The organism is Geomonas oryzisoli (genome assembly GCF_018986915.1).
GTDB classification, from domain to species: Bacteria; Desulfobacterota; Desulfuromonadia; order Geobacterales; family Geobacteraceae; genus Geomonas; species Geomonas oryzisoli.
Map to the genome: position 1 here is coordinate 3,361,878 of NZ_CP076723.1, position 19,903 is coordinate 3,381,780.

The 19,903-nt window shown below is 62.9% G+C and carries 18 protein-coding genes; 11 read left to right on the forward strand and 7 right to left on the reverse strand.

The window, feature by feature from the left end:
* Positions 1 to 334 precede the first annotated feature (334 nt).
* Together KP004_RS14635 and KP004_RS14640 are read left to right on the forward strand one after the other, a co-directional pair.
* On the forward strand, positions 335 to 1,171 hold the full coding sequence (locus KP004_RS14635) for a sulfite exporter TauE/SafE family protein (protein WP_216799240.1): 837 nt from the start codon (positions 335 to 337) through the stop codon (positions 1,169 to 1,171).
* The gene (locus KP004_RS14640) at positions 1,162 to 1,476 is read left to right on the forward strand and encodes a DUF1634 domain-containing protein (protein WP_216799241.1); all 315 of its coding nucleotides are present in this window, start codon (positions 1,162 to 1,164) and stop codon (positions 1,474 to 1,476) included. Before KP004_RS14635 ends, KP004_RS14640 begins: the two co-directional genes overlap by 10 nt.
* Positions 1,477 to 1,484: 8 nt before the next feature.
* On the opposite strand, the gene KP004_RS14645 is transcribed toward KP004_RS14640, so the two are convergent.
* Complete coding sequence (locus KP004_RS14645; RefSeq protein WP_216799242.1) at positions 1,485 to 1,652, reverse strand: hypothetical protein; 168 nt, start codon at positions 1,650 to 1,652, stop codon at positions 1,485 to 1,487.
* A 226-nt stretch (positions 1,653 to 1,878) separates the two neighbouring features.
* On the opposite strand from KP004_RS14645, the gene KP004_RS14650 reads away from it, so the two are divergent.
* A complete protein-coding gene (locus KP004_RS14650; RefSeq protein WP_216799243.1) occupies positions 1,879 to 2,568 on the forward strand; it encodes a carbonic anhydrase in 690 nt (229 codons plus the stop codon).
* A 75-nt stretch (positions 2,569 to 2,643) separates the two neighbouring features.
* Here KP004_RS14650 and KP004_RS14655 read toward each other — a convergent pair whose 3' ends face one another.
* The 4 genes from KP004_RS14655 to KP004_RS14670 all read right to left on the reverse strand — a co-directional run bounded on the left by KP004_RS14655 (position 2,644) and on the right by KP004_RS14670 (position 6,276).
* A complete protein-coding gene (locus KP004_RS14655) occupies positions 2,644 to 3,054 on the reverse strand; it encodes a DUF309 domain-containing protein (protein ID WP_367620736.1) in 411 nt (136 codons plus the stop codon).
* 2 nt (positions 3,055 to 3,056) lie between these two features.
* On the reverse strand, positions 3,057 to 4,235 hold the full coding sequence (locus KP004_RS14660; protein WP_216799244.1) for a pilus assembly protein TadG-related protein: 1,179 nt from the start codon (positions 4,233 to 4,235) through the stop codon (positions 3,057 to 3,059).
* A gap of 116 nt (positions 4,236 to 4,351) precedes the next feature.
* Positions 4,352 to 5,653, reverse strand: a complete 1,302-nt coding sequence (locus KP004_RS14665) for an L-lactate MFS transporter (protein WP_216799245.1) — start codon at positions 5,651 to 5,653, stop codon at positions 4,352 to 4,354.
* A 419-nt stretch (positions 5,654 to 6,072) separates the two neighbouring features.
* A complete protein-coding gene (locus KP004_RS14670) occupies positions 6,073 to 6,276 on the reverse strand; it encodes a GSU3473 family protein (protein ID WP_216799246.1) in 204 nt (67 codons plus the stop codon).
* Between the two features lie 264 nt (positions 6,277 to 6,540).
* Between KP004_RS14670 and KP004_RS14675 the strand changes: the two genes are divergently transcribed.
* The 3 genes from KP004_RS14675 to KP004_RS14685 all read left to right on the forward strand — a co-directional run bounded on the left by KP004_RS14675 (position 6,541) and on the right by KP004_RS14685 (position 9,293).
* Positions 6,541 to 7,038, forward strand: coding sequence for a Spy/CpxP family protein refolding chaperone (locus tag KP004_RS14675; RefSeq protein ID WP_216799247.1), 498 nt, complete (start codon positions 6,541 to 6,543; stop codon positions 7,036 to 7,038).
* Positions 7,039 to 7,190: 152 nt separating this feature from the next.
* Entirely contained in the window at positions 7,191 to 7,649 is a 459-nt protein-coding gene (locus KP004_RS14680; protein WP_216799248.1) for a hypothetical protein, read from the forward strand.
* A 90-nt stretch (positions 7,650 to 7,739) separates the two neighbouring features.
* Entirely contained in the window at positions 7,740 to 9,293 is a 1,554-nt protein-coding gene (locus KP004_RS14685) for a sensor histidine kinase (protein ID WP_216799249.1), read from the forward strand.
* Positions 9,294 to 9,315: 22 nt separating this feature from the next.
* On the opposite strand, the gene KP004_RS14690 is transcribed toward KP004_RS14685, so the two are convergent.
* Positions 9,316 to 9,492 (reverse strand): hypothetical protein, encoded by a 177-nt coding sequence (locus tag KP004_RS14690; RefSeq protein WP_183348221.1) that lies wholly within the window; start codon positions 9,490 to 9,492, stop codon positions 9,316 to 9,318.
* Between the two features lie 199 nt (positions 9,493 to 9,691).
* Between KP004_RS14690 and KP004_RS14695 the strand changes: the two genes are divergently transcribed.
* A complete protein-coding gene (locus KP004_RS14695) occupies positions 9,692 to 10,882 on the forward strand; it encodes a glycosyltransferase family 4 protein (protein ID WP_216799250.1) in 1,191 nt (396 codons plus the stop codon).
* Between the two features lie 193 nt (positions 10,883 to 11,075).
* The gene (locus KP004_RS14700) at positions 11,076 to 11,438 is read left to right on the forward strand and encodes a hypothetical protein (RefSeq protein ID WP_216799251.1); all 363 of its coding nucleotides are present in this window, start codon (positions 11,076 to 11,078) and stop codon (positions 11,436 to 11,438) included.
* Positions 11,439 to 11,608: 170 nt separating this feature from the next.
* Here the strand turns inward: KP004_RS14700 and KP004_RS21155 are convergent, their stop codons facing one another.
* Entirely contained in the window at positions 11,609 to 12,283 is a 675-nt protein-coding gene (locus tag KP004_RS21155) for a cytochrome c3 family protein (protein ID WP_239026822.1), read from the reverse strand.
* Between the two features lie 381 nt (positions 12,284 to 12,664).
* On the opposite strand from KP004_RS21155, the gene KP004_RS14710 reads away from it, so the two are divergent.
* The 3 genes from KP004_RS14710 (at position 12,665) to KP004_RS14720 (ending at position 19,778) form a co-directional block, all read left to right on the forward strand.
* Positions 12,665 to 14,158: an OmpA family protein gene (locus tag KP004_RS14710; protein WP_239026823.1), complete on the forward strand. Its 1,494-nt coding sequence runs from the start codon at positions 12,665 to 12,667 to the stop codon at positions 14,156 to 14,158.
* 75 nt (positions 14,159 to 14,233) lie between these two features.
* Positions 14,234 to 15,271: a hypothetical protein gene (locus KP004_RS14715; RefSeq protein ID WP_216799253.1), complete on the forward strand. Its 1,038-nt coding sequence runs from the start codon at positions 14,234 to 14,236 to the stop codon at positions 15,269 to 15,271.
* A 301-nt stretch (positions 15,272 to 15,572) separates the two neighbouring features.
* Positions 15,573 to 19,778, forward strand: coding sequence for a cytochrome c3 family protein (locus KP004_RS14720; protein ID WP_216799254.1), 4,206 nt, complete (start codon positions 15,573 to 15,575; stop codon positions 19,776 to 19,778).
* Positions 19,779 to 19,903 lie beyond the last annotated feature (125 nt).

The window sequence follows — 19,903 nt, forward strand, 5'->3', positions numbered from 1 at the left end:
CGTTGTGCTTCGTTACCTGGCCATCCTTTTAGCAGAAGCTGTGCCAGATTGCCGGCTCGCGACAAAACCGCTAATATTGCGGGCCGTTACAATAAAACGCGCTCCGGACCGGCGAAATGCGCCTGACCCAGAAAGGGCAGAGCCGCCTAATACTTGTGCATCGAGTGGTGCGTACGCCGTCGCCTCGACGCCCGCGCGCCCTCCCGCCGCCGGGCACGCAAAGCGGGCCGGAACCCTAGATTTATTACCCTTTATTTATTTGTAAAGCGGGCGTAGAAAAGGTAGATTGTCCCGGTCGAAATGATCCGGCAGGGCGCCGGGGCGGAGGATATGCGTGGTTATTACCTTCATAACGATTTTCGCGATAGGAATCGCGGCCGGCGTGGTCGGGGCGATCCTCGGCCTGGGGGGCGGCATCATCATCGTCCCCGCCCTCACCCTTGGTTTCGGAATGCCCATGCGCACTGCGGTGGCAGCCTCGACCGTCTGCATCATCGCCACCTCGACCGGCGCCGCAGTGGCCTTCCTGAGAGACCGCCTCACCAACACCCGTGTGGCGATATGGCTGGAGATGGGAACCTCGACGGGGGCCCTGACCGGCGCCCTGGTGGCAGCCATGGTAAACCAGCGCGTCCTGTTCATCCTGTTCGGCCTGCTGCTCGCCTATTCCGCCTACAACATGTTCCGCACCAGGAAGGAGCATTCCAGACCCGAGGTGGTTCCCGATGCCATCTCCAGGACGTTGAAACTGGGCGGTTCCTACTACGACAAGGCGCTGGGGCGCCGGGTGGAGTACCAGGTGACCCGGACGCTGCCGGGGCTGATCATCATGTACTTCTCGGGGGCGGCTGCGGGTCTTTTGGGGATCGGTGCGGGAATCTTCAAGGTGCCGGCCATGGACCAGGTGATGGGGATGCCCTTCAAGGCGTCCAGCGCCACCTCCAATTTCATGATCGGGGTGACGGCGGCCTCGGGGGCAGTGGTGTACTTCGCGCGCGGCGACGTGAAACCGCTGGTGGCGGGGCCGGTGGTGCTCGGGGTGCTGCTCGGCGCCATCCTGGGGGCGCGCCTGATGATGCGCATGCCGGCCAGCAAGATCAGGCTGTTCTTCATGCCGATCCTGGCCTACACGGCCATCGAGATGATCTACAAGGGGGTGAAATGGTGGTAGCAATCGAGCCGGAGGAAAAGGCCGAGCACCCTATCGAACTGGTGCTGGCGCGGCTGCTAAGGTTGGGGTCTTTGGTGGCTGCGGCGCTCCTCGCCGTCGGGATCGCCCTCATGGTGCTCGGTCATACCGGGCTCGCTCCCAAGCTGATCACCGCGGGGCTGCTGGTGCTGCTCGGCACCCCGGTCCTGCGCGTCGTTGCCGCCGCGGTCATCTTCGTCAAGGAACGCGACTGGCACTTCGCCCTGTTCTCCTTCGTGGTGCTCTGCGCCGTGGCCGCCGGGATCTATTTCGGCAAGGGGATGTGACCGGAAGGCTACTCCCTTTGCCCGTCCCCTTTGCCGCTGCCGGCCAGCTTCTGGCGCGCCCTTTCGGCGATCTGGCGCCGGCGCGGCCCGCTCACCAGCTTCTCTTCCAAAAAGGCGATCATGGCGATTCCCACCGTGACCAGCACCCCGATACCCAATAGTTTCAACAAAAACATCACTTACTCCGCTTTTCCCGTGTCGTTACGTCCGCCCAATCTGCCTGAAGCGCCGACGGTTGTCAACCTTCCCCCTCCCCAACTCGCAGCAGGCCAGCCCAGATTAGGCTGGCATAATATTTCTTTTCATGTAGAATGAGGCGGCTTTTCCCTCATGACCCGCGGTTCCTCGCCGATGAGGAAAGAAGCACCATCGCCCCCCGGGCTACATTAAAAGGAGGAAACTATGAAGAGCAGCAAGCTAGCACGCAGGATCGCAGTAGTGGCAGCAGCCCTCGCCGCAACGGTCGGCATCGCTTTCGCTTCCGGCGCAGCGAGCGGCATCACGGCGGACCAGGCCCTTCAGAAACTGATGGATGGCAACGCCCGCTACGTCGACAGCAAACTGTCGGCATCTGCGCTGTGCGATGCCACCGCCCGTGGCAAGCTGGCCAAGGAACAGCATCCCTACGCCATCATCCTCTCCTGCTCCGACTCCCGCGTCCCCCCCGAGATCATCTTCGACCAGGCGCTGGGTGAGGTCTTCGTGGTGCGCGTTGCCGGCAACGTGGCCGACCCGCTGGTCCTGGGGAGTGTGGAATACGCCGCCGAACACCTGAAGAGCTCGCTCATCATGGTGCTGGGGCACGAGCGCTGCGGCGCGGTCACCGCAACCGTCGCCGGGGGCAAGGCGGAAGGGAACATCGGCGCCATCGTGAAGGAGATCGCTCCTGCCGCCAAGAAGGCCAAGGCGACCTGTAAGGGGAAGGCTAAGGAGGAGATCGTGGAGTGCGCCGTCGAGATCAACGCCAAGGCCGTTGCCGCCGCACTTCCCAAGAAATCGAAAATCCTGGCCGAGGAGGTCAAGGAAGGCAAGATCAAGATCGTCGCCGCCAGGTACGACCTCGACGACGGCAAGGTCACCCTGCTCAAGTAGTCGCTGTGCCCCAAATAAAAAAAGCCGCCTCCCATTCCGGGGGGCGGCTTTTTCAGTGTCGAGATGCTGCCGAATTCACGGTTGGGGGCGGTGCACTTTCGGGATCAGGGCCTGGTCCAGTTCGGCCATGCGCTCCTCCCCCAGCGCGAGGAGCGCCTCACGCAGGGCACCCGCCTCCGCCACCACTCGGGCGACGTCCACGCCCAGGCAGATATCCGGGACCCGTCTCAGGAGATCGGGGCCCCGTTGCAGCAGCCCTTCCGCTCCCTTGAAATTGCCGTTACGCCAGTGGTACAGCGCCACCGCGACCTGCAAAAGCCCTTGGTAGAAGTCCCGCAGCTCCCCACTCGTGCCCACCCAGAGTTCCTCGAGCGTCTCGTGGCATGCAAACCACTCCCGCAGGTTGAACTCCTCGATGGCCTGTTGCAGCTCCGGCGGAACCGGTCCCTGGCAGCGCTGGCTGTCCGGCATCCCCTGCGCCGACACCGCTAGTCCACCAGCACCGGGCGCAGCCCCGGCAGGAGCTTCCGCGCCTGGCTGTCGCAGCCGACGCAGGAAATCCGGTCGATGTAGAGCCCGTCCGCTCCCGGGGTGCAGGAGGCGGCAGGGAGATCGGCCTGGCCCGAGGACTTGCTGCACCCGGCAGCGCCGCTGGTGCAGATCCTGCTGATGCGCACCAGGGAGTACCTGGTCACGACGTGCTGCTGATAGCTTTCGCCGGGGAGGAACGAGGAGCAGTCGGCAGCGGGGACGATGACCCACCACCCGACCAGCTTGCCGCTTTTGTCATACTCCTTGTTGGAGCGGTCCACCTGGGGATCGTACATCATCGCCTTGATGTCGCGCAAAACGGCGTCGCTGTTGCTGGCCGCGGCGAAGATGGGGAGGCCGCAGACTTCCTGCACCGGCATCTCCTGGCAGACCAGGTCGGACATCGAGTTGGTGATGGTGACCGGATGCAAAAGCGAGGTGTAGAGGTAGCGCCCGGAGAGGGAGACGCCCGATGTGCGGTCCCAGGCGGCATGACTCATGCGGCGCTCGGGGATGCTGCAGATCTGGGGAAAGGTGCACGAGGGCTGGCACGCCTCGGAGCAGATGGCGATGTTGGAGCGGGTTCCGGCAACAAGGGCGGCGGTCGCCACCGGCGTGGAGCCAAAGTCCTCGGTGCCGCTGATCTTGGCGATGAAGGTCCCCAGGGTACCAAGGCCTACCGAACTGCTTTCGGCGGTGCGTCTGGTCCTGACCTGGACGGCGTTGACCGGGGTCGCCCCGGGGGTGTAGCTGCGGCTGCTCATGTTCCAGAAACCGACGGTGATGTCGTTGTCGCCGGTGAGGGCATTGCCGTTGTTGTTCAAGAGCCCGACCAGGGCCGCGGCATCGTGTTTGCCGGTAACGAGGTCCACCGCGGCGGCCCGTGCCTGGGACTGGATCGGATCCTTGGAGATGTCGGGCAGTCGCGCCGGGTCGGTCTGCGCCTGCAAAAGGTAGCGCTGCTTGATGCTCTGGGCACCGGTCAGGGCCGCCGTCTCTGCGGAATGCTGCAGGTCCTCCTCGCTGACGTACATGTACCCGATATCGATGGCAAGACCTGTCACCACCAGGAAGACGACCAGCATGATGGTGACGTAACTGGTATCGAAGGCAGATTCTTCTTCGGACACGATCATCTCCAGAATGGGCAGTGTTTGTTGCGGGTGCGACATAATAACATCATCGCGAAAAAAAGGGCCATGCAGAATCGCATGGCCCCCTTCATTTTTTTTAACCTCGCGGCAGCAGCAACCTAGGCGGAAGCCTTGACGGCGACCTTCTCGCCAGCGACCTCGGTTGCCTCGACCTCGACTGCTTTCTTCTCACGCAGGAAGAAGGTGATCACGGTACCCAGTGCCAGGCAGGAGCCTGCCAGGATGAAGGACTTGTTCAGGCCGCCCGGCTGCGCGTTCATCATCTCGGAGACACGCCCCATGACCAGGCCGCCGACGCCCCAGGCGGAGAAGAGCACGCCGTAGTTCAGGCCGTAGTTCTTGAAGCCCCAGTAGTCCTTGGCGAAGGAGGGGAACAGGGTCAGGTTGGAGCCGTAGTTGAAGCCGATGAACGAGGCGAGGAGCACCAGCATGGTGGCGGAACCGGAGCCGACCACCGGGACGGCGGCGAACATCAGGATGGCCTGGAAGCCGAGCATGATGGTCAGGGTGGCTCGACGGCCGATCTTGTCGGAGAGCACACCGGCAACCACGCGGCCGGAGGCGTTGCCGATGGCCATGATGGCCACGGCCACGAAGGCCATGGGGCCCATGCTCTTCTTGGCAAGGCCCGCGACGGAGCCGATCACCATGAGACCCGCGCCGGCGCCGATGAAGAAGGTAGCCCACAGCATGTAGAATTTCGGGGACTTGAGCATCTCGCTCACGGTGGCGTCATAGCCGGATTTCTTGGCCGGAGCGGCCTTCTCGTCACCCTTCAGGGCCGGCTCGGCCGGGACGTACCCTTTGGGGGGGTTGACGAGGGCGAAGGAGAGGCCGCAGACGATGACCGCGAAACCGGCGGCCAGGATGTACATGGACTGCTGGATGCCGTAGGCGCCCAGGAGGTAGCTGGAGAGCGGCGCGATGTACACCGGGGCGAGGCCGAAACCGGCGACCACGATGCCGGCGATGAGGCCGGTCTTCTTGGAAGAGAACCACTTAAGCGCAGGCGGGGTGGCTGCGGAGTAGCCGAAGCCGAAGCCGGAGCCGGCCAGCACGCCGAAGCCGGTGACCCAGGCCGCGTAGCTGTTGGAGTAGCCCATGAGGCAGAAGCCCGAGCCCACCAGGATGCCGCCGATCAGCGCGGTACGGGCCGGGCCGATCTTGTCCTGGCACTTGCCGGCGAGGATCATGGAGAAGGCGAAGGCGAGACAGCAAAGGGCGTACGGATCGTTGATGGAAGCCTTGTCCCACTGGAAGGCGTCCGGGGCGTGAGACTCGATGGACGCCTTGATGGCTCCTTTGAAGATACTCCAGGCATACAGCACCCCGAGCGCCAGGTTGATTCCGGTTCCGGCGAAAACTACCTGCCAGCCCTTGTTAGATGTTGTCTGTGTCATGCCTTTATACCTCCATGTTGGGATTGACCACTCTTGCCACAGACCTTAGCAACTCGCATACCAATGTTTTACAATTTTGTATATTTTTACAAGCCACGCAAAAACGGCAACTTACACAAAGGGCGTTACCCCGCCCCATGCCAAGAGCAACACCCCCTTTTCGCATAAGAGCAAAAAGGCCGCCCGCTGATAAAACCGCCGGAGATGCCCGATGCGGCGTGATATCAGCACGTTGATCATTGCGGCCTGGCCGCCGGATCCCTTTCGCACAAATGCGAAAGCAAACTTAGTGTTTTGCAAAACTGTAAATAACGCAGAATTTGTATAACAGGTGGGTACCGAATTTTAGGGAGGCCAAAAGCAAAGGCCGGCTCTATAAAAGAAGGCCGGCCTTGTCTGTTGCGGTGACGGGGACTGGTTCAGCAGAACAGGACGTTCCCCCTGCGCTCGGGGCCGCGATAGTTTCTCCCACCCATTCCTCTCACGCTGTCGATGCCGACCTGCACGCACTCACCGTCGCTGCGCAAGAATGAGACTATCGCTGCCTGCTCTATCAACTCCTGGAGTTCCTCAGCCTTTACCAGCCCGCGCCTTTCATCAGCAAACACAACCGGAATTTTCATAGCCCCTCCTCGATGACGGTTCAGCGAAGTTCAAGCTTCGTTAGTACATTCTAGCAATATGGATCGGGATGGCAAGGACCGTTCTGGCAAAAAACGCCACGCGACTCTCATATCCCGATGCGTTGTAGCCTCTTCAGTCGTCCCGGGCACAATCGGTGAGATTTCCTCAATTCGTTCACATTTGCTTCATAATCCCGCAGTACCTTAAACACATACCTAGCCCGGAAACCAGGCTGCTAAGCCAGACATGAAAGGAGAAATGACATGAACAGACAGCTAAGACAACTGGTACTACTCACCTGCGTCACCGCAACGGCCGTTGTGGGAAGCGGGAGCGCGTTCGCCGGCTACGGCCCGATGAACGGAGAAAGCGGCAAAGAGTGCTTCGAGCAGCAAAAACATGAGGGGCGTCGCGGCATGTTCATGAAGATGGCCAAGGAACTGGAGCTCTCCGACCAGCAAAAGAGCGAGGCGCGGGCCATCTTCGAGGCCGGCCGCGCCAAGAACGCCCCACTTTTCGCCTCCCTCAGGCAGGAGCGGCACGAACTGCAGACCATGGTCCGCTCCGGCAGCGCCGATGAATCCGCCATAAGAGCCCAGGCGGCGAAAGTTGCGGCGCTGCAGGCGGACGTAGCGGTGCAAAGGGGAGCACAGACCAGGCAATTTCTTGCCCTGCTGACACCGGAGCAGGCGACCAAGTTCAAGGCGTTGCGCGAGGCACGCCACGACGCCCGCGGGCACCACCCCCATCACGACAGATAACTCAACAGGCGCTGCCGCACCGCTGCGGCAGCGCCTGCCGATTCCGCACCCCTTCCTTTCATACTACTCCCCCCTGCCGCACAAACTCCGTTGCCGCGTTGTGCATTCCCCCCCGGTGGCGTAAAATAGCAGCTGGTTCAAGGAGGTGTCACATGAGAAGACTGAGACCCATCTTTTTAATGCTGTTTGTGCTCCTGGGCGCCTGCGCCACGTACCCCGACCTGCAGCAGCAACGAATGGCGGCTCTGCCGCAGCACTACAAGCAGTTCGACGTCCTGATGGGATGGGAAGTGAAGCCTGCTGACGGGAGCACCATCGTACAGGGGGTGGTCAAGAACGTACGCTACTTCCGAATGCGCAACCTGGAGATCTGGGCGTCGCAACTGGACAGCCGCGGCAAGGTCATGGTCCAGGGCATGACTTTCATCGTACCGTCGGAACTCGGACTGGATGAAAGCGCCGATTTCACCATCAAGATTCCGGCTGCACTGGCCGCGGGTGACCGGCTCCGCATCACCTATAAGTACTTCGGCAACGATGGCGGTACCCACGGGATGGGCGACGGCACCAACTGGATGCAGAGTTTCGAGACCGTGGTCCCGGCAAGGTAATCGCCCTTCCCGCAACCACGGCAACCACGGCAACCACGGCAACCACGGCAACCACGGCAACCACGGCAACCAGAGCACAGGCACGGACACATGGTCAACAAACGCGATGAAGACAAGGCGATCGGCGACGTTTCGGAAGCCGCTCAGCGGGCAAGGGACCAGCTGTTTCGCCTGATGGCGGAGCAGGTGAGGGATTACGCCCTGATCCTGCTCAACGCGAAAGGCGAGATCGTCTCGTGGAACCACGGCGCCGAGCGCATCACGCGATACCTCGCCCACGAGATCCTGGGGCGACATTTCTCCGTGCTGTACCCCAAGGAGGAGATCCGCTCGGGCGCGCCCCAGCGTGAGCTCTCCATCGCCGACAGCATGGGCAGCCTTGAGCTGCAGGGGTGGCGCATACGCAAGGATGGCAGCCGCTTCTGGGCAAGCATCACCCTCAACGAACTGCGTGGCGCGGCCGACGAGCATGCGGGTTATGTGCTGATACTGCACGACAACACCGAGCGGCGTGCTTCCGAGGAGGCCATGGTGAAGAGCCGCACCATGCTGGAGCGCCTCTTCGAAACCGCCCCCGACGCCATCGTGGTGGTGGACGGTACCGGGGTGATCCGGAAGGTGAACCAGCAGGCCGAAGTGACCTTCGGCTACATGCGGGAGGAGCTGGTGGGGCAGCGCATCGAACTGCTCATCCCCAAGCGTTTCCACAAGCGCCACCGCCAGCACCTGCGCAACTACTTCGGCGATCCCAGGGCCCGCAAGATGGGGATCGGGCTGGAACTGTACGGGCGCCACAAAAACGGTACCGAGATACCGGTGGACATCATGCTGAACCCCATCGAGGCGCAGGAAGCGACCTGGGTCTTCGCGGTCATCCGGGACATCACCATCCAGAAGCAGGGGGAGGCGAAGATCATGGAACTGAACCTCGCCCTCAGGAACCAGCTGGAGCAGTTGGCTGCCACCAACCGCGAGCTGGAGTCGTTCAGCTACTCGGTCTCACACGACCTGCGCGCGCCGCTTCGGCATATCATCGGGTTCGTGGATCTGCTGAACTCGAAGGCGGGGCTTGGGCTGGACGAGAAGAGCCACCACTACCTGGACGTAATCAGCGGCGCGGCGAAGAAGATGGGGCTTCTCATCGACGACCTGCTGGCATTCTCCCGGATGGGGCGCAGCGAGATGATGAAAGGTTGGGTGGACCTGGGCCTACTGGTGCGGGAAATCGTGGCGGATCTGCAGGGGGACCTGCAAGGGAGGGAGGTCGCATGGGACATCGCGCCGCTGCCGGTGGTGCTGGGCGACGCCGCCATGCTGCGCCAGGTGCTGATCAACCTGATCGGCAACGCCGTTAAGTTCACCCGCTCCCGTGCTCCCGCCAGAATAGCCATCGGCGCACTGGAGCGGGAAGACGATCAGGAAATTTTCGTCAGGGATAACGGTGTCGGTTTCGACGAGGCCTATGCCAACAAGCTGTTCGGGCTGTTCCAGCGCCTGCACGCCAACGAGGAGTTCGAGGGAACCGGCGTGGGACTCGCCATCGTGCAGCGCATCGTGCTCAGGCACGGCGGCAGGGTCTGGGCGGAGGGGGGAGTGGGCACGGGAGCCTGCTTCTGGTTCTCGCTGCCCAAGAAGGCAAGGTGACCCCGCATCAAGAGCACGCCCGCTAAAGCTTGTTCCTGAGTGTTTCCTTCAGTTCCAGGATGGCAAGGGTCTGCATGTACTCACCTAGAAAATCGATGTTCTTGAACGCCACTCCTTCGCCGAAATAATCGTCGATCTCGTGAATGGCCTGTTTCATCAACTTCTGCCCCGGGGTCAATCTAGCCAGATCTGGGTTCATCGTTCGCTCCGCGTTTCAGGAATGAGTGCTGGACCGATTAATCAATTCTAAAGACAGTGCCCATTGTGTCAACAACTCCGACGCTCGCCGGTCAGGAGATTTGTCTTTACCCGCCGCAGCAATCGGGTTACCCTGTGCCGCACCGATGTCATCCTGGCGGCCGCCCCAGCGCCGCCGCTAACGCGCGAGCACGGCCCACATGAAGATCCTGTTCGTCTCCCTTTTCCTGCCGCAGCAAAAGGCCTACCACGCCGGCGGCCGCTACGTGAACGAGTTGGTGCGACGCCTGTCGCAGCAGCACGAGATCCACCTGGCGACCCGGCTGGAGGAAGGAGAGGAGCCCCTGCTGGCGGAGCTTGTCCCCTATTGCGCCGGGATCCACCCCTTTAGCTATCCCCGACTGCCCAAGCGAGGGCTCCTCGCCTCGCTGCGCCTGGCCGCCAACTACCTCGCCTTCAGCATCTTCGCCAACCGCCTCATCCGACAAGGGGATTACGACCTGGTCCAGGTGGAATGGGTGGAAACCGCGCTCCTGATCCGCCGCGGCCGGACGCCGATGGTGCTGGATGCCCATGACGTCATCACCAAGCCCGCCCGGCGCTCCTACCTGCGCAGCACGGGGATGGCGCGCCCGGTCCAGTGGGTCCGCTGGCAGTTGGTGCGGCTCCTGGAAGTCACCATCATGGCGCGTTTCGACCGGATCTTCACCATGTCCGACTTCGACCGGCGTTACCTGCTCGACCTCGCGCCCAGGCTCAAGGTCACCACCGTCCCCATTCCCGCCGGGATGGATCTCACACCGGCCTGCTACCCGCGTGTGCCGGGACGGCTCCTGTTCCTGGCTTCTTACAAATATCGCCCGACCAACGTCGAGGCGGCCCTTTGGTTTTACGCCGAGGTCCTGCCGCTGGTGCGCCGCGAGGTTCCGGAGGCCGAATTCGTCATCGCCGGTTTCGGTCCGCCGCCGCAGTTGCTGGAGCTTGCCGAGCGCGATGCGCGAACCATCGTCACCGGTTTCGTGGACGACACCGACCAGCTCTACAAGAGCGCGTCGGTTTTCGTGGCGCCGATTCTAACCGGAGGCGGCATCATCGTCAAGGTTCTGGATGCCCTGGCAGCCGGCACCCCGGTGGTGACCACCTCTTTCGGCAACGAGGGGGTCGAGGCCACCCCCGGCGCCGACCTCCTTGTCGCCGACACGGCGCGGGAGTTTGCCGACGCGGTGGTAACCCTCCTGCGTGACCGGGAGCGTGCGGAGAAGCTGGGTGCCAGCGGTGCCGCCTTCGTGGCCCGCACTTTCAGCCTGAGCGCCGTGCTGCAGCGGATCGAAACCAGCTACCGCGAAGTTGCCGCCGCCACAGGCGAGCCGGGGCCTGTCGCCGGAAGTTGAAGGTAAGGGTGACGCAGAACAACGGAACGTTGAACGTGAACGTCCACATAGAACATAGAACATAGAACATAGAACGTAGAACGGTCGTATCAAGTAGACTGTCGTATCAAGTAGACGGGCGTATCAAAAAGGGGTTGCCTCGTCGAAGGCGTCGTTGCTATAGTGCGCTGGCATTTTTCAGCGGGGGTGAGGCATGTCGGACTTGGAAAACCAGATGGGGCTGTTCGAACTGGCGGGGATCGTGGAGAACCCGGCGCCGCCGCAGACGCCGCCCACGCCGCCCCCCCGCCCTGAACCCAAGGCGCGCCCCCCCAAACAAAGTCAGCCCGCCGCAGCCCCGACGCCGAAGACGGACGCGCCCGCTGCGCGCGGCAAAAAACGTGGGCGTCTTCCCAAGGGGGCCGTGAAGGCGGTGTCGGGCCTCGTTCCGGAAGGTGACGTGCGACTGACCGCCAACATCAGACAGGATCTGCACCTGAAGCTGAAGATCGCCTCCGCCTACCGCAGGATCACCATCGGCGAGATCATAGAGGAACTGGTCGAGAAGTACGTGTAGCCTTTCGCCCTCGCCGGCTCCCCCTTCCCCCTCACTCCCCCCCTTCGTATAAGTCGTCGCCGACATGCCCTCTGATGCCGGCTCGCTCCCAATGAAGTGTTCAAAAATAACGAATCCCGAACCGGAAGGCGGCTCGGGATTCAAGGGGCAATCACCTGCAGGTGTCGAGGCTACTTGTCGTGGCAGGTCTTGCACAGTGCGCTGCCGTAGTCGCTCATCACCAGGTGGCCCTTCTCGGTGTTCAGCGGGTCGTGGCAGCTCAGGCAGCCGACCTTGCCGTTCACGAAGATCATCTTGTTGTTGCCGATAGGTTTGTAACCGCGGTTGGCTGCCACGTAGGAGTCGTAAGTCATCCCTAGCGGGTGGTCGCTGTTAAAAGAATTCACCATGGACGTCCGGTCGAAAGGACGGTCCCTGAAGTCTACGTTGACCTGGGAAGCTCCGACGCCGTCATGGCAGCTCAGGCAACCGACAGAGAAAGAATCCAGTATTCCGCCGGAATTCGCGGTTTGTTTCGCAGTAGAGCCGAAGGTGATGGAGAGGCCGCCGGTGGTGCTCTCATCGTCGGAATAAGCGGCGGGAACGACGTTGCCGTACATGTCATCGACGCTGCCACCGGCAGTGTAGCTCGAGCCACGCACCGCGTCGATTTTTACCAGGTAGTCCCTGCGGGCCTGCACCGACTTCTGCAGTTGAAGGGTGTAAACGCAGGTCTCACTACCGGAGCTGGCACCGACTTTTCCGAAAGCACCGGCGCCCTGGGCAAGACCCAGGATGATCGCTGCCGCACATGCCATCCCGGTCAACTTCTGCATCATGCTCTGTTTGCTCTGTTCGGTTCTCATGGCCCACCTCCCCGGTTCGTTACCCAATCAATTACAATCGGAGTACCATCCGGCGGCACAGTCCAAAAAAACCCGCAAGCCACTTGAACAACTATGCTTTTACGGAGCAGCAAAAAGGAAACTGACTTCTCATTTCAAAAATCCACTGTGCAAGTGTTGAACATCTGAACAGGAGCTATTCTCACATTGTTCAGAAAGCCGCGTGCCGCAAGGGTCCATCCGCGGTCAAAGGTTGAACAGGGGAATTCAGCATAGAGAACGCAACAGGTGGTGCGGGATAGCGGCGGGAGACACGAGCGTGGAGACAATGGGCGTAAACGGCCTGAATCGCAGTAGTGACAGCCGGATTTGTGGTTGAAGTAAGGCTTTACTTAGTATAAGATGCGACAATCACACGTCTTGTATGGGAGTGGGAAGTTGCCCCGATTCTTTTACTGCCTAATAACCGTCCTCAGCCTGTCCCTGTTTCTTTCTTCCCCAGGACATGCAGCGACCGCAGTACCTAAGACACAGAAGCCGATAAATTCAGTCGGGCTCTCTCCTGTTGTCGGCGGCTATTATTTTTCCTCCTCCCAGGCACTGGACCCCGCCCCCACCTACGGCTTGAGGCTTAGCTACGACCATATCGGCAAGGGGCTCATCGACAGTATCGGCGTCGAGGCCACCTTCAACTACCTCAGCACAACCGTGAAAAACCAGGATACGAAGGCATCCGCCTACCTGTTCCGCACCGACGCCATCTACTCCTTCGATCCCAGGAGCAAGTGGGTTCCCTTCCTGGCCCTCGGCGCCGGCGGGATCTTCACCGACCGCGAGGGCGTCAGGGACAGCAGTCCCTTTCTCGACTTCGGCGTCGGTATCAAGTATTTCTTCGACGACTACCTGGCCATCCGGGCGGACCTGCGCCAGCTCATGGTGTACAACAACGTCAACACCAGCAACGACTTCGAGTTGACCACCGGGCTGACCTACTACTTCGGCAAGGAGCGTAAGAAAAAAGCGCCGCCGCCACCGCCTGCCCCACCGAAGGCACCGGTGCCGGTCATCGTCGAAGAACCGGCGGCAGCGCCCGCCCCCGCGGAAGCTCCCGCGGCCGCGGCACCTCCGCCCAACATCCTCGAGCTCATCGGAGCCACGGGCGCGGCGGCCCTGGGTCTCAACACGCTGCCGCCGCAGTTCCAGCCCGGCACCGCGCTCGAAACCCAGCCCAAGGTCCCGGTCAAGGCACGGAAATCGACTCTCAAGGAGATGCCGAAGACCGTGGCACCGCCGAAGGCTGCACCGGCGGCTCCCGCACCGGCTCCCGCACCGGCTCCCGCACCGGCTCCCGCACCGGCTCCTGCACCGGCTCCTGCACCGGCTCCTGCACCGGCTCCTGCACCGGCTCCGCCTGCGCCGAAAGCGCCCGAGGTTGCGCCTGCACCGGCACCGGTACAGCCCCCTGCTGCGGCTCAGGCGCCCGTTGCCCCGGCAGCGCCGCCCCAGCCGGCACCGGCACAACAGGAACCCGCGCGGCAGCCGCAGCGCTCGATCAGGACCCTGACCATCGAGTTCCTGTTCAGCAGCCCGGCGATACGCCCGATCTACCAGGCCCAACTGGCAGCGTTCGCCGCCTTGATGAAGACCAACCCGGAGTCGACCGCGCTCATCGAAGGGCACACGGACAACGTGGGCGACAGCCGGTCCAACGTCGCGCTCTCGCAGCAGCGCGCGCAGAACGTGAAGAGCGAACTGCTCAAGCATGGCGTCGACCCCGCCAAGGTCAGCGTCAAGGGGTACGGCTTCAGCAAGCCGCGGGCAAGCAATAAAACCAACGAGGGCCGACAGAAAAACCGCAGGGCGGTGGTGACGCTCACCCTTGTGATCACGCAGTAAGACGCATGACGCCAGCCGCCGAGAGACGGACGTCAAACCTCCGGCGAGGCCGGAAACACCCAAGAGGAGTAGTAAATGAAAACGATGAAGACGCTCACCACCGCGACGGCACTCACCATACTGGCAGCCTGCGCGGGTTGTTCCCTTCTTCCCGGCAAGACCGCCAAGCCGACCCCCCCCCCGGCCGCGACTCCCTACCTCCTCACCGGAAAGGTGGCTGAAACCTTCGACGCGGGCGGGTACACCTACGTCAACCTGGTGAAGAACGGCGAGAGCACCTGGGTCGCCGCGCCTGTGATGAAGGTTGTCGTGGGACAGGAGCTGCAACTCCTGCCCGGCGCCACCATGCCGAGCTTCACCAGCAAGTCCCTTGGCCGCACCTTTGAAAACATCGTCTTCTCCGGCGGCCTTCCCGCGCAGCAGAAGGCTCCGAAAGCAGCAACTGCACCCGCTGCGGGTACGGGCGCAGCCACTCCCCAAGCCGACCCCAACGCCCCCGCAGAATCCGATGAGGCCATTCTCGCCGGTACGGTGATCGACACCATCGCCGCAGCCAACTACACCTACCTGCACATCGAGAAAGACCACAAGGCCGCATGGGCTGCCGTGCCCAAGACCAGTGTCACGGTGGGCGACGAAGTACAGCTCGCACCGGGGACGGCGATGGGAGAGTTCAGCAGCAAGAGCCTGAACCGCACCTTCAAGTCCATCTACTTCGCAGGCGGAGTGGAGGTGACCAAGAAGAATCCGAAAGCGCCGGCCCCGGAGGTGGTACCCGCTGCTGCGGCTCCCGCCGCCGACAACGCGTCACTGTTCGCCGGGCATCCGAAGATCGATCCCGCCGATATGGAGAAAGCCGTAGAAAAGGCGAAGGCGGCAGCCGCGGCTCCCATCACCGGCAAGGTGACCGAAACCGCCAATGCCGGCGGGTACACCTACATCTGCGTGGAGAAAAACGGTACCAAAACCTGGGTCGCCGTTCCTCCCATGGAGGTGAAAGTCGGCGAGGAGGTAGCCCTCTCCCCCGGCAACGTGATGACCAACTTCTCCAGCAAAGCCTTGAATCGCACCTTCGACAAGATCATCTTCTCCAACGGTCCTGCCGCGAAATAGCCGTTTTTTAGGCAAAGATGTCCCCAAAGGGGGGCGGAGTTCATCTCCGCCCCCCTTTCCTTTTTCAGTTCCTCCCGCCGCCCTCCACGTCGCATCGTGCTCTGCCGCCTCCTTGCTGAACAGCTTGCCAAACTGCCCGCGAAATCACGGCGCCGCCGCCGTATCTATGTGGAAAATATAATTTTTTTAGCATTTCACCATTCTTGACAACGAGGTTCGACCACCTATTACTTATGCGGGAGGATGTGACCTGGAGCCATCCAGAGTCGTGATCGGCAAAAACAGGGAGGGAGGGTTCGGTATGGGTAAGAAATCGCTGCTGTTCCTTTGCGCTTTTCTGTCTGTCTCCGTTGCGCTCTTGTGCTGGAGTGCCACCACCTGGCAATTGCAAACCAAGCTGTCCAACACCGGAGGAACACTCCAGGTGAGAGACAAGGTCCCGCAAACCACCGCCGGGATCGTCGCGTACCACAACTTCACGACCTCCGCCCCCGTTCCGGTTACGGTCGCCGCGAATACCGGCTACCAGATCGCATCCCTATTCAGGAACGGGGTTGCCATCCCGGTCGGCAACTACACCTCGCACTACCTCACCACTTTCCAAAAAAGCGGCGCGACGCAATCGCTGGTGGCGGGGTTCGCAGCTCGACAAGTCACGGTGACCGCCTCGGTATCCGGCCCCGGCAGCATCACTCCCAGCAGTATAAAGGTGAACTACGGCGGGAGCGCCGTCTTCACCGGCGTCCCCAGCACCGCCGGCTGCTACCTCACCTCGGCAAGCGGCGGCAGCGTCACCGATCTAAACGGCGCCCCTGTCACCCTTCCCTACTCCGGGACGGTCCGGATCACAGCCGGCAACGTCACCACGCCCCGAACCGTCACCGCCTGTTACGCCTCCTACAGCGTCGACGCCGGCATCGACCAGCGGGCCCAGATAAACGGCACCGTGCGTCTGTCCGGGAGCATGGTGGGAGGCGGAGTGCCATCCTGGAGCCAGATTTCCGGCCCCGCTGTTTCCCTGGTCGGCGCAGGCACGCTCACCCCGAGTTTCGTCGCGGCAAGCACTGGGACCTACCAGTTCCGGCTCACCCAGTCGGTTTCAGGCGTCGCCGTCGCCTCGGCCACGACCCAGGTGGTGGTGGTCGCCTCCCTGGTCGAGGACATGCGGCTTGGCTGCATGGGGTGCCACGCCGCCACCGGGGTCGTTCCCGCCCCGTACGTATTCACGGGCTGGTCCTCATCGAAACACGTCGCCGCCGGGGTCTCCTGCATCACCTGCCACACCGACGGCGCCATGCCGACACCGGTGAACTCCTCCAGCGTGGACGCGAACACCTTCGCCTACCGTTCCGGCGCCGGCAGCTTCTGCCTGAACGGAAGCTGCCACCAGCCCGGCATCACCCACCGTACCGTCGGCATGACCTGCTCGGGGTGTCACGGCAGCTACAGGAGCCACAACCCGGCAACGACCTTTGGCGCGTCCTTGAATGCCTGCTTCACCTGTCACGGTGCAGCCAACTCCACCCACTACCAGGTCAGGTCCAGCCTTTCCGCCGCCGACTGCCTGATCTGCCACCGCCCCGCGGGACACGATCCGGCCCCGGATGCGAAAGTCACTGCCGCCCACTTCAACGGCTACACCTCCTACGCCAACCCCTCCTATGCCCTGGCCTACGTGACGCCGCTCACAGTCTGCGCCGACTGCCATCGGGACGGGGCCCCCAAGGGGAGTGCCGACGGCGCATTGCTTGAGTTCCGTCGCGACTGGGCCGCTTCAGGCCACGGCATCGGCCCCGCCTGGAAAAACTCGCCCTACTTCAACTGGAAGACGGCAGGCACCGCGGGGGCCAAGGCCGCGCAGAGCGCGAGCGTGACGACGGACTGCCAGCGTTGTCACAGCACTGCCGGGTTCCTCAAATTCGCCCTGTACACGAGCATCGACCCGGTCCAGGCAGGCGCCGAACGCTACAGCGAGCCGCTCACCTGCAACGCCTGCCACCCAAGCGGCGACTTCGCGGCGCCGCGCGCCATCTCCCCGCGCACCGGCTACTACAACTACTCGGGGCCGGCGACCGGAAGAGTCCAGGTGAGTGCATCGTATCCCGACGCCGGACGGTCCAACATCTGCCTGGGGTGCCACGTCGGACGCCAGGCGGGGGCCACCGTGCAGGCGCTCTCCCGGGCGACGGCGCAGAAAAGCTATTCGAGCGCCTTCTGGCGCGACCTCCGCTTCGTCGATGCACACTATCTCTCCGCCGGCGGCCAACTCTACGGAGCCACCGGATACCACTACCCGGGGCTTTCCTACGACAACGCCGGCGTGAACCACACCGCGATCGGCGACACCGGTGCTGGCCCCTGCGTCGCCTGCCATCTCCCCTCGAGCTCCCACACGCTCTCCGTTGCCGCCGGCGGCTTCACGCTCTGCAACGGTTGCCACATCGACGGCGGCCTGGTAAGCGCCGGGTTCCTCCAGCAGAGGCGCGACCAGTTCGCCGGGAGCCTGAAGGCGCTGGCGGCCGCCCTGACCGCCAAGGGGCTCCCCCCCCTCACCGATGCCGGCGGCAAACCCGCGTACCCGTACTTCGCCGCGACCAACTGGGGCGGCCGCGACGACGGACCGGGGAACCTCGGCGCCGCCTTCAACTACAACCTGCTGGTGCACGACCCGGGCGCCTTCGCCCACAACCCGGCCTACGTAAAAAGGCTGGTGCGCGACTCCATCGACTTTTTGACCTTCGGCAGCATCGACCGCGGCCGCGACCTCACCCCGACCATCGAGGCGCTGCTCCCCGGCAGCGCGGACAGGGACAACGCCACCGCCTTCCTCTCCCTCGCGGGTAGCGGCGCCTCCGCCTGCCAGGTCTGCCACCGGGGAGCGACCGACCCGCTCACCGGCGGCAACATAGTCGCCGACTACGGCGCGAGCAAGCATGCCCTGAGTGCCGGCGGTGCCGCCTGCGTATCCTGCCATGCGCCGTCGGCCACGACCATCCATCCCAACGCGGCGCCCATGCTGAAGGCGACCTCAGACATCAACCCGAAGTGCCTGAACTGCCATCCGTTGCATCCCTGGCCCAGCGAGGGGATCTGCACCGACTGCCACAACGGACACCGGCTCAAGGCGGTGCTCCCGGCGCCGCACCTGGCCAACTTCAGCACGGCACAGTACGTCACCACGCAGGTTGAGTGCGACAGGTGCCATTACACCGCCGCAGGTTCGAACGTCGCGAAGTTCGTGCTCTTGCAGGAACACCGCGACTGGGCGCAGAGCGCCAAGGGAGACTACCGCTCCCCCGCCCTGACCAGCTTCGATTTCAAGACCATGGGTACTCCGGCACCGGTCACTCCGGCGACCACCGTACAGCAGGATTGCGTGCGCTGCCACACCACCAGCGGTTTCAACAGGTACGTCCAATCCAACTTCGCCGACATCTCCCCGTTCGGGATACCCGGCGCCGCACCCGGCGGCGACCGCACCCGAGAGATGATCGGCTGTGCGGCCTGCCACGCCACGCCCCCGTTCACCGCCAACTACGACAGGTGGAAGGTCGGCATCGTGGACGAGGTTACCGGCACCCGGGACGTCAGGTCCTGGTACAACTACTCTTCCGCGGCGACAGGGAAGATCATCAGGTCGAAACTCTTCCTGGACAGCAACGCCTACGACCTCGGCGATTCCAACATCTGCATCACCTGCCACGCCGGCAGGCTGGCCGGCGACGTCATCAAGCAGACCACCACCAGCACGACGACCGGCGCGATCATCTGCTCCACGCTCCCCTCCATCGTCTGCCGCCTCGGGAACAATACCCTCGCCGACGGGCTGGTCCACGACTTCTGGGGCAGCGTCGACTTCATCGACCCGCACGGCGGAGTCGCCGCCAACATGATCTACCCGGACAACCTGCGCCCCGGGTACGAATATCGGGCCGCAGCATCGACCACCGCACACGCCAATGTCGGCATGGAGGCGGGCAGAGGTCCCTGCGTCGGGTGCCACATGAGTTCCCCTGCCGGCAGGCACGCCTTCACCGCCTTGTCCACCGCAACCAACGGCGTCATCGGTGCCATCAGGAGTGCTGCCTGCAGCGGCTGCCACGGGCCGACCGCGGTGGCGCTCACCCCGTCGGACCTGCAGGGCAAAAAGGAGGGGTACCAGGCGTCGCTCTCCCTCATCGCCGCGCAGCTCGCGGCCCAGGGGATCCACTACAATCGCGGGAAATCCCCTTACTTCTTCGATACCGCCGACGAGGCACAGCAGTCCCAGGCCACCCGCGTAACCAACTGGAACAGATCCGCCGCCTTCCGCGGCGCCCAGCTCATGGGGGCTGCGTTCAACCTGCGGCTGCTCGACTCGGGAAGCGGCTGGGTCCACAACGGGGTCTACGCCAAGCGGCTGCTCTACGACACCATCGACTACCTTGACGACGGACTCACCAACCACACCGTGGCCGCCACGGTGCAGGACCAAACGATCCTCTCGTACCTGTACCCGCGGCGCTGACACGGCGACTAAAAAAAAGCAAAAAAGAAGGCTTCGAGGAATGTTCCTCGAAGCCTTCTTTTTGCAAAAAATCCGGTCCTAACGCAAAGCCGCAGAAGCGCAAAGACACCCACTGCATTATTCGA

Coding starts and splice junctions, on each gene's coding strand:
- KP004_RS14680 (WP_216799248.1), top strand. CDS start 7,191: ATGAGAAGACTGAGACCCATCTTTTTAATGCTGTTTGTGCTCCTGGGC.
- KP004_RS14690 (WP_183348221.1), bottom strand. CDS start 9,492: ATGAACCCAGATCTGGCTAGATTGACCCCGGGGCAGAAGTTGATGAAA.
- KP004_RS14675 (WP_216799247.1), top strand. CDS start 6,541: ATGAACAGACAGCTAAGACAACTGGTACTACTCACCTGCGTCACCGCA.
- KP004_RS21155 (WP_239026822.1), bottom strand. CDS start 12,283: ATGAGAACCGAACAGAGCAAACAGAGCATGATGCAGAAGTTGACCGGG.
- KP004_RS14645 (WP_216799242.1), bottom strand. CDS start 1,652: ATGTTTTTGTTGAAACTATTGGGTATCGGGGTGCTGGTCACGGTGGGA.
- KP004_RS14685 (WP_216799249.1), top strand. CDS start 7,740: ATGGTCAACAAACGCGATGAAGACAAGGCGATCGGCGACGTTTCGGAA.
- KP004_RS14660 (WP_216799244.1), bottom strand. CDS start 4,235: ATGATCGTGTCCGAAGAAGAATCTGCCTTCGATACCAGTTACGTCACC.
- KP004_RS14710 (WP_239026823.1), top strand. CDS start 12,665: ATGCGACAATCACACGTCTTGTATGGGAGTGGGAAGTTGCCCCGATTC.
- KP004_RS14695 (WP_216799250.1), top strand. CDS start 9,692: ATGAAGATCCTGTTCGTCTCCCTTTTCCTGCCGCAGCAAAAGGCCTAC.
- KP004_RS14670 (WP_216799246.1), bottom strand. CDS start 6,276: ATGAAAATTCCGGTTGTGTTTGCTGATGAAAGGCGCGGGCTGGTAAAG.
- KP004_RS14715 (WP_216799253.1), top strand. CDS start 14,234: ATGAAAACGATGAAGACGCTCACCACCGCGACGGCACTCACCATACTG.
- KP004_RS14650 (WP_216799243.1), top strand. CDS start 1,879: ATGAAGAGCAGCAAGCTAGCACGCAGGATCGCAGTAGTGGCAGCAGCC.
- KP004_RS14720 (WP_216799254.1), top strand. CDS start 15,573: ATGGGTAAGAAATCGCTGCTGTTCCTTTGCGCTTTTCTGTCTGTCTCC.
- KP004_RS14700 (WP_216799251.1), top strand. CDS start 11,076: ATGTCGGACTTGGAAAACCAGATGGGGCTGTTCGAACTGGCGGGGATC.
- KP004_RS14665 (WP_216799245.1), bottom strand. CDS start 5,653: ATGACACAGACAACATCTAACAAGGGCTGGCAGGTAGTTTTCGCCGGA.
- KP004_RS14640 (WP_216799241.1), top strand. CDS start 1,162: ATGGTGGTAGCAATCGAGCCGGAGGAAAAGGCCGAGCACCCTATCGAA.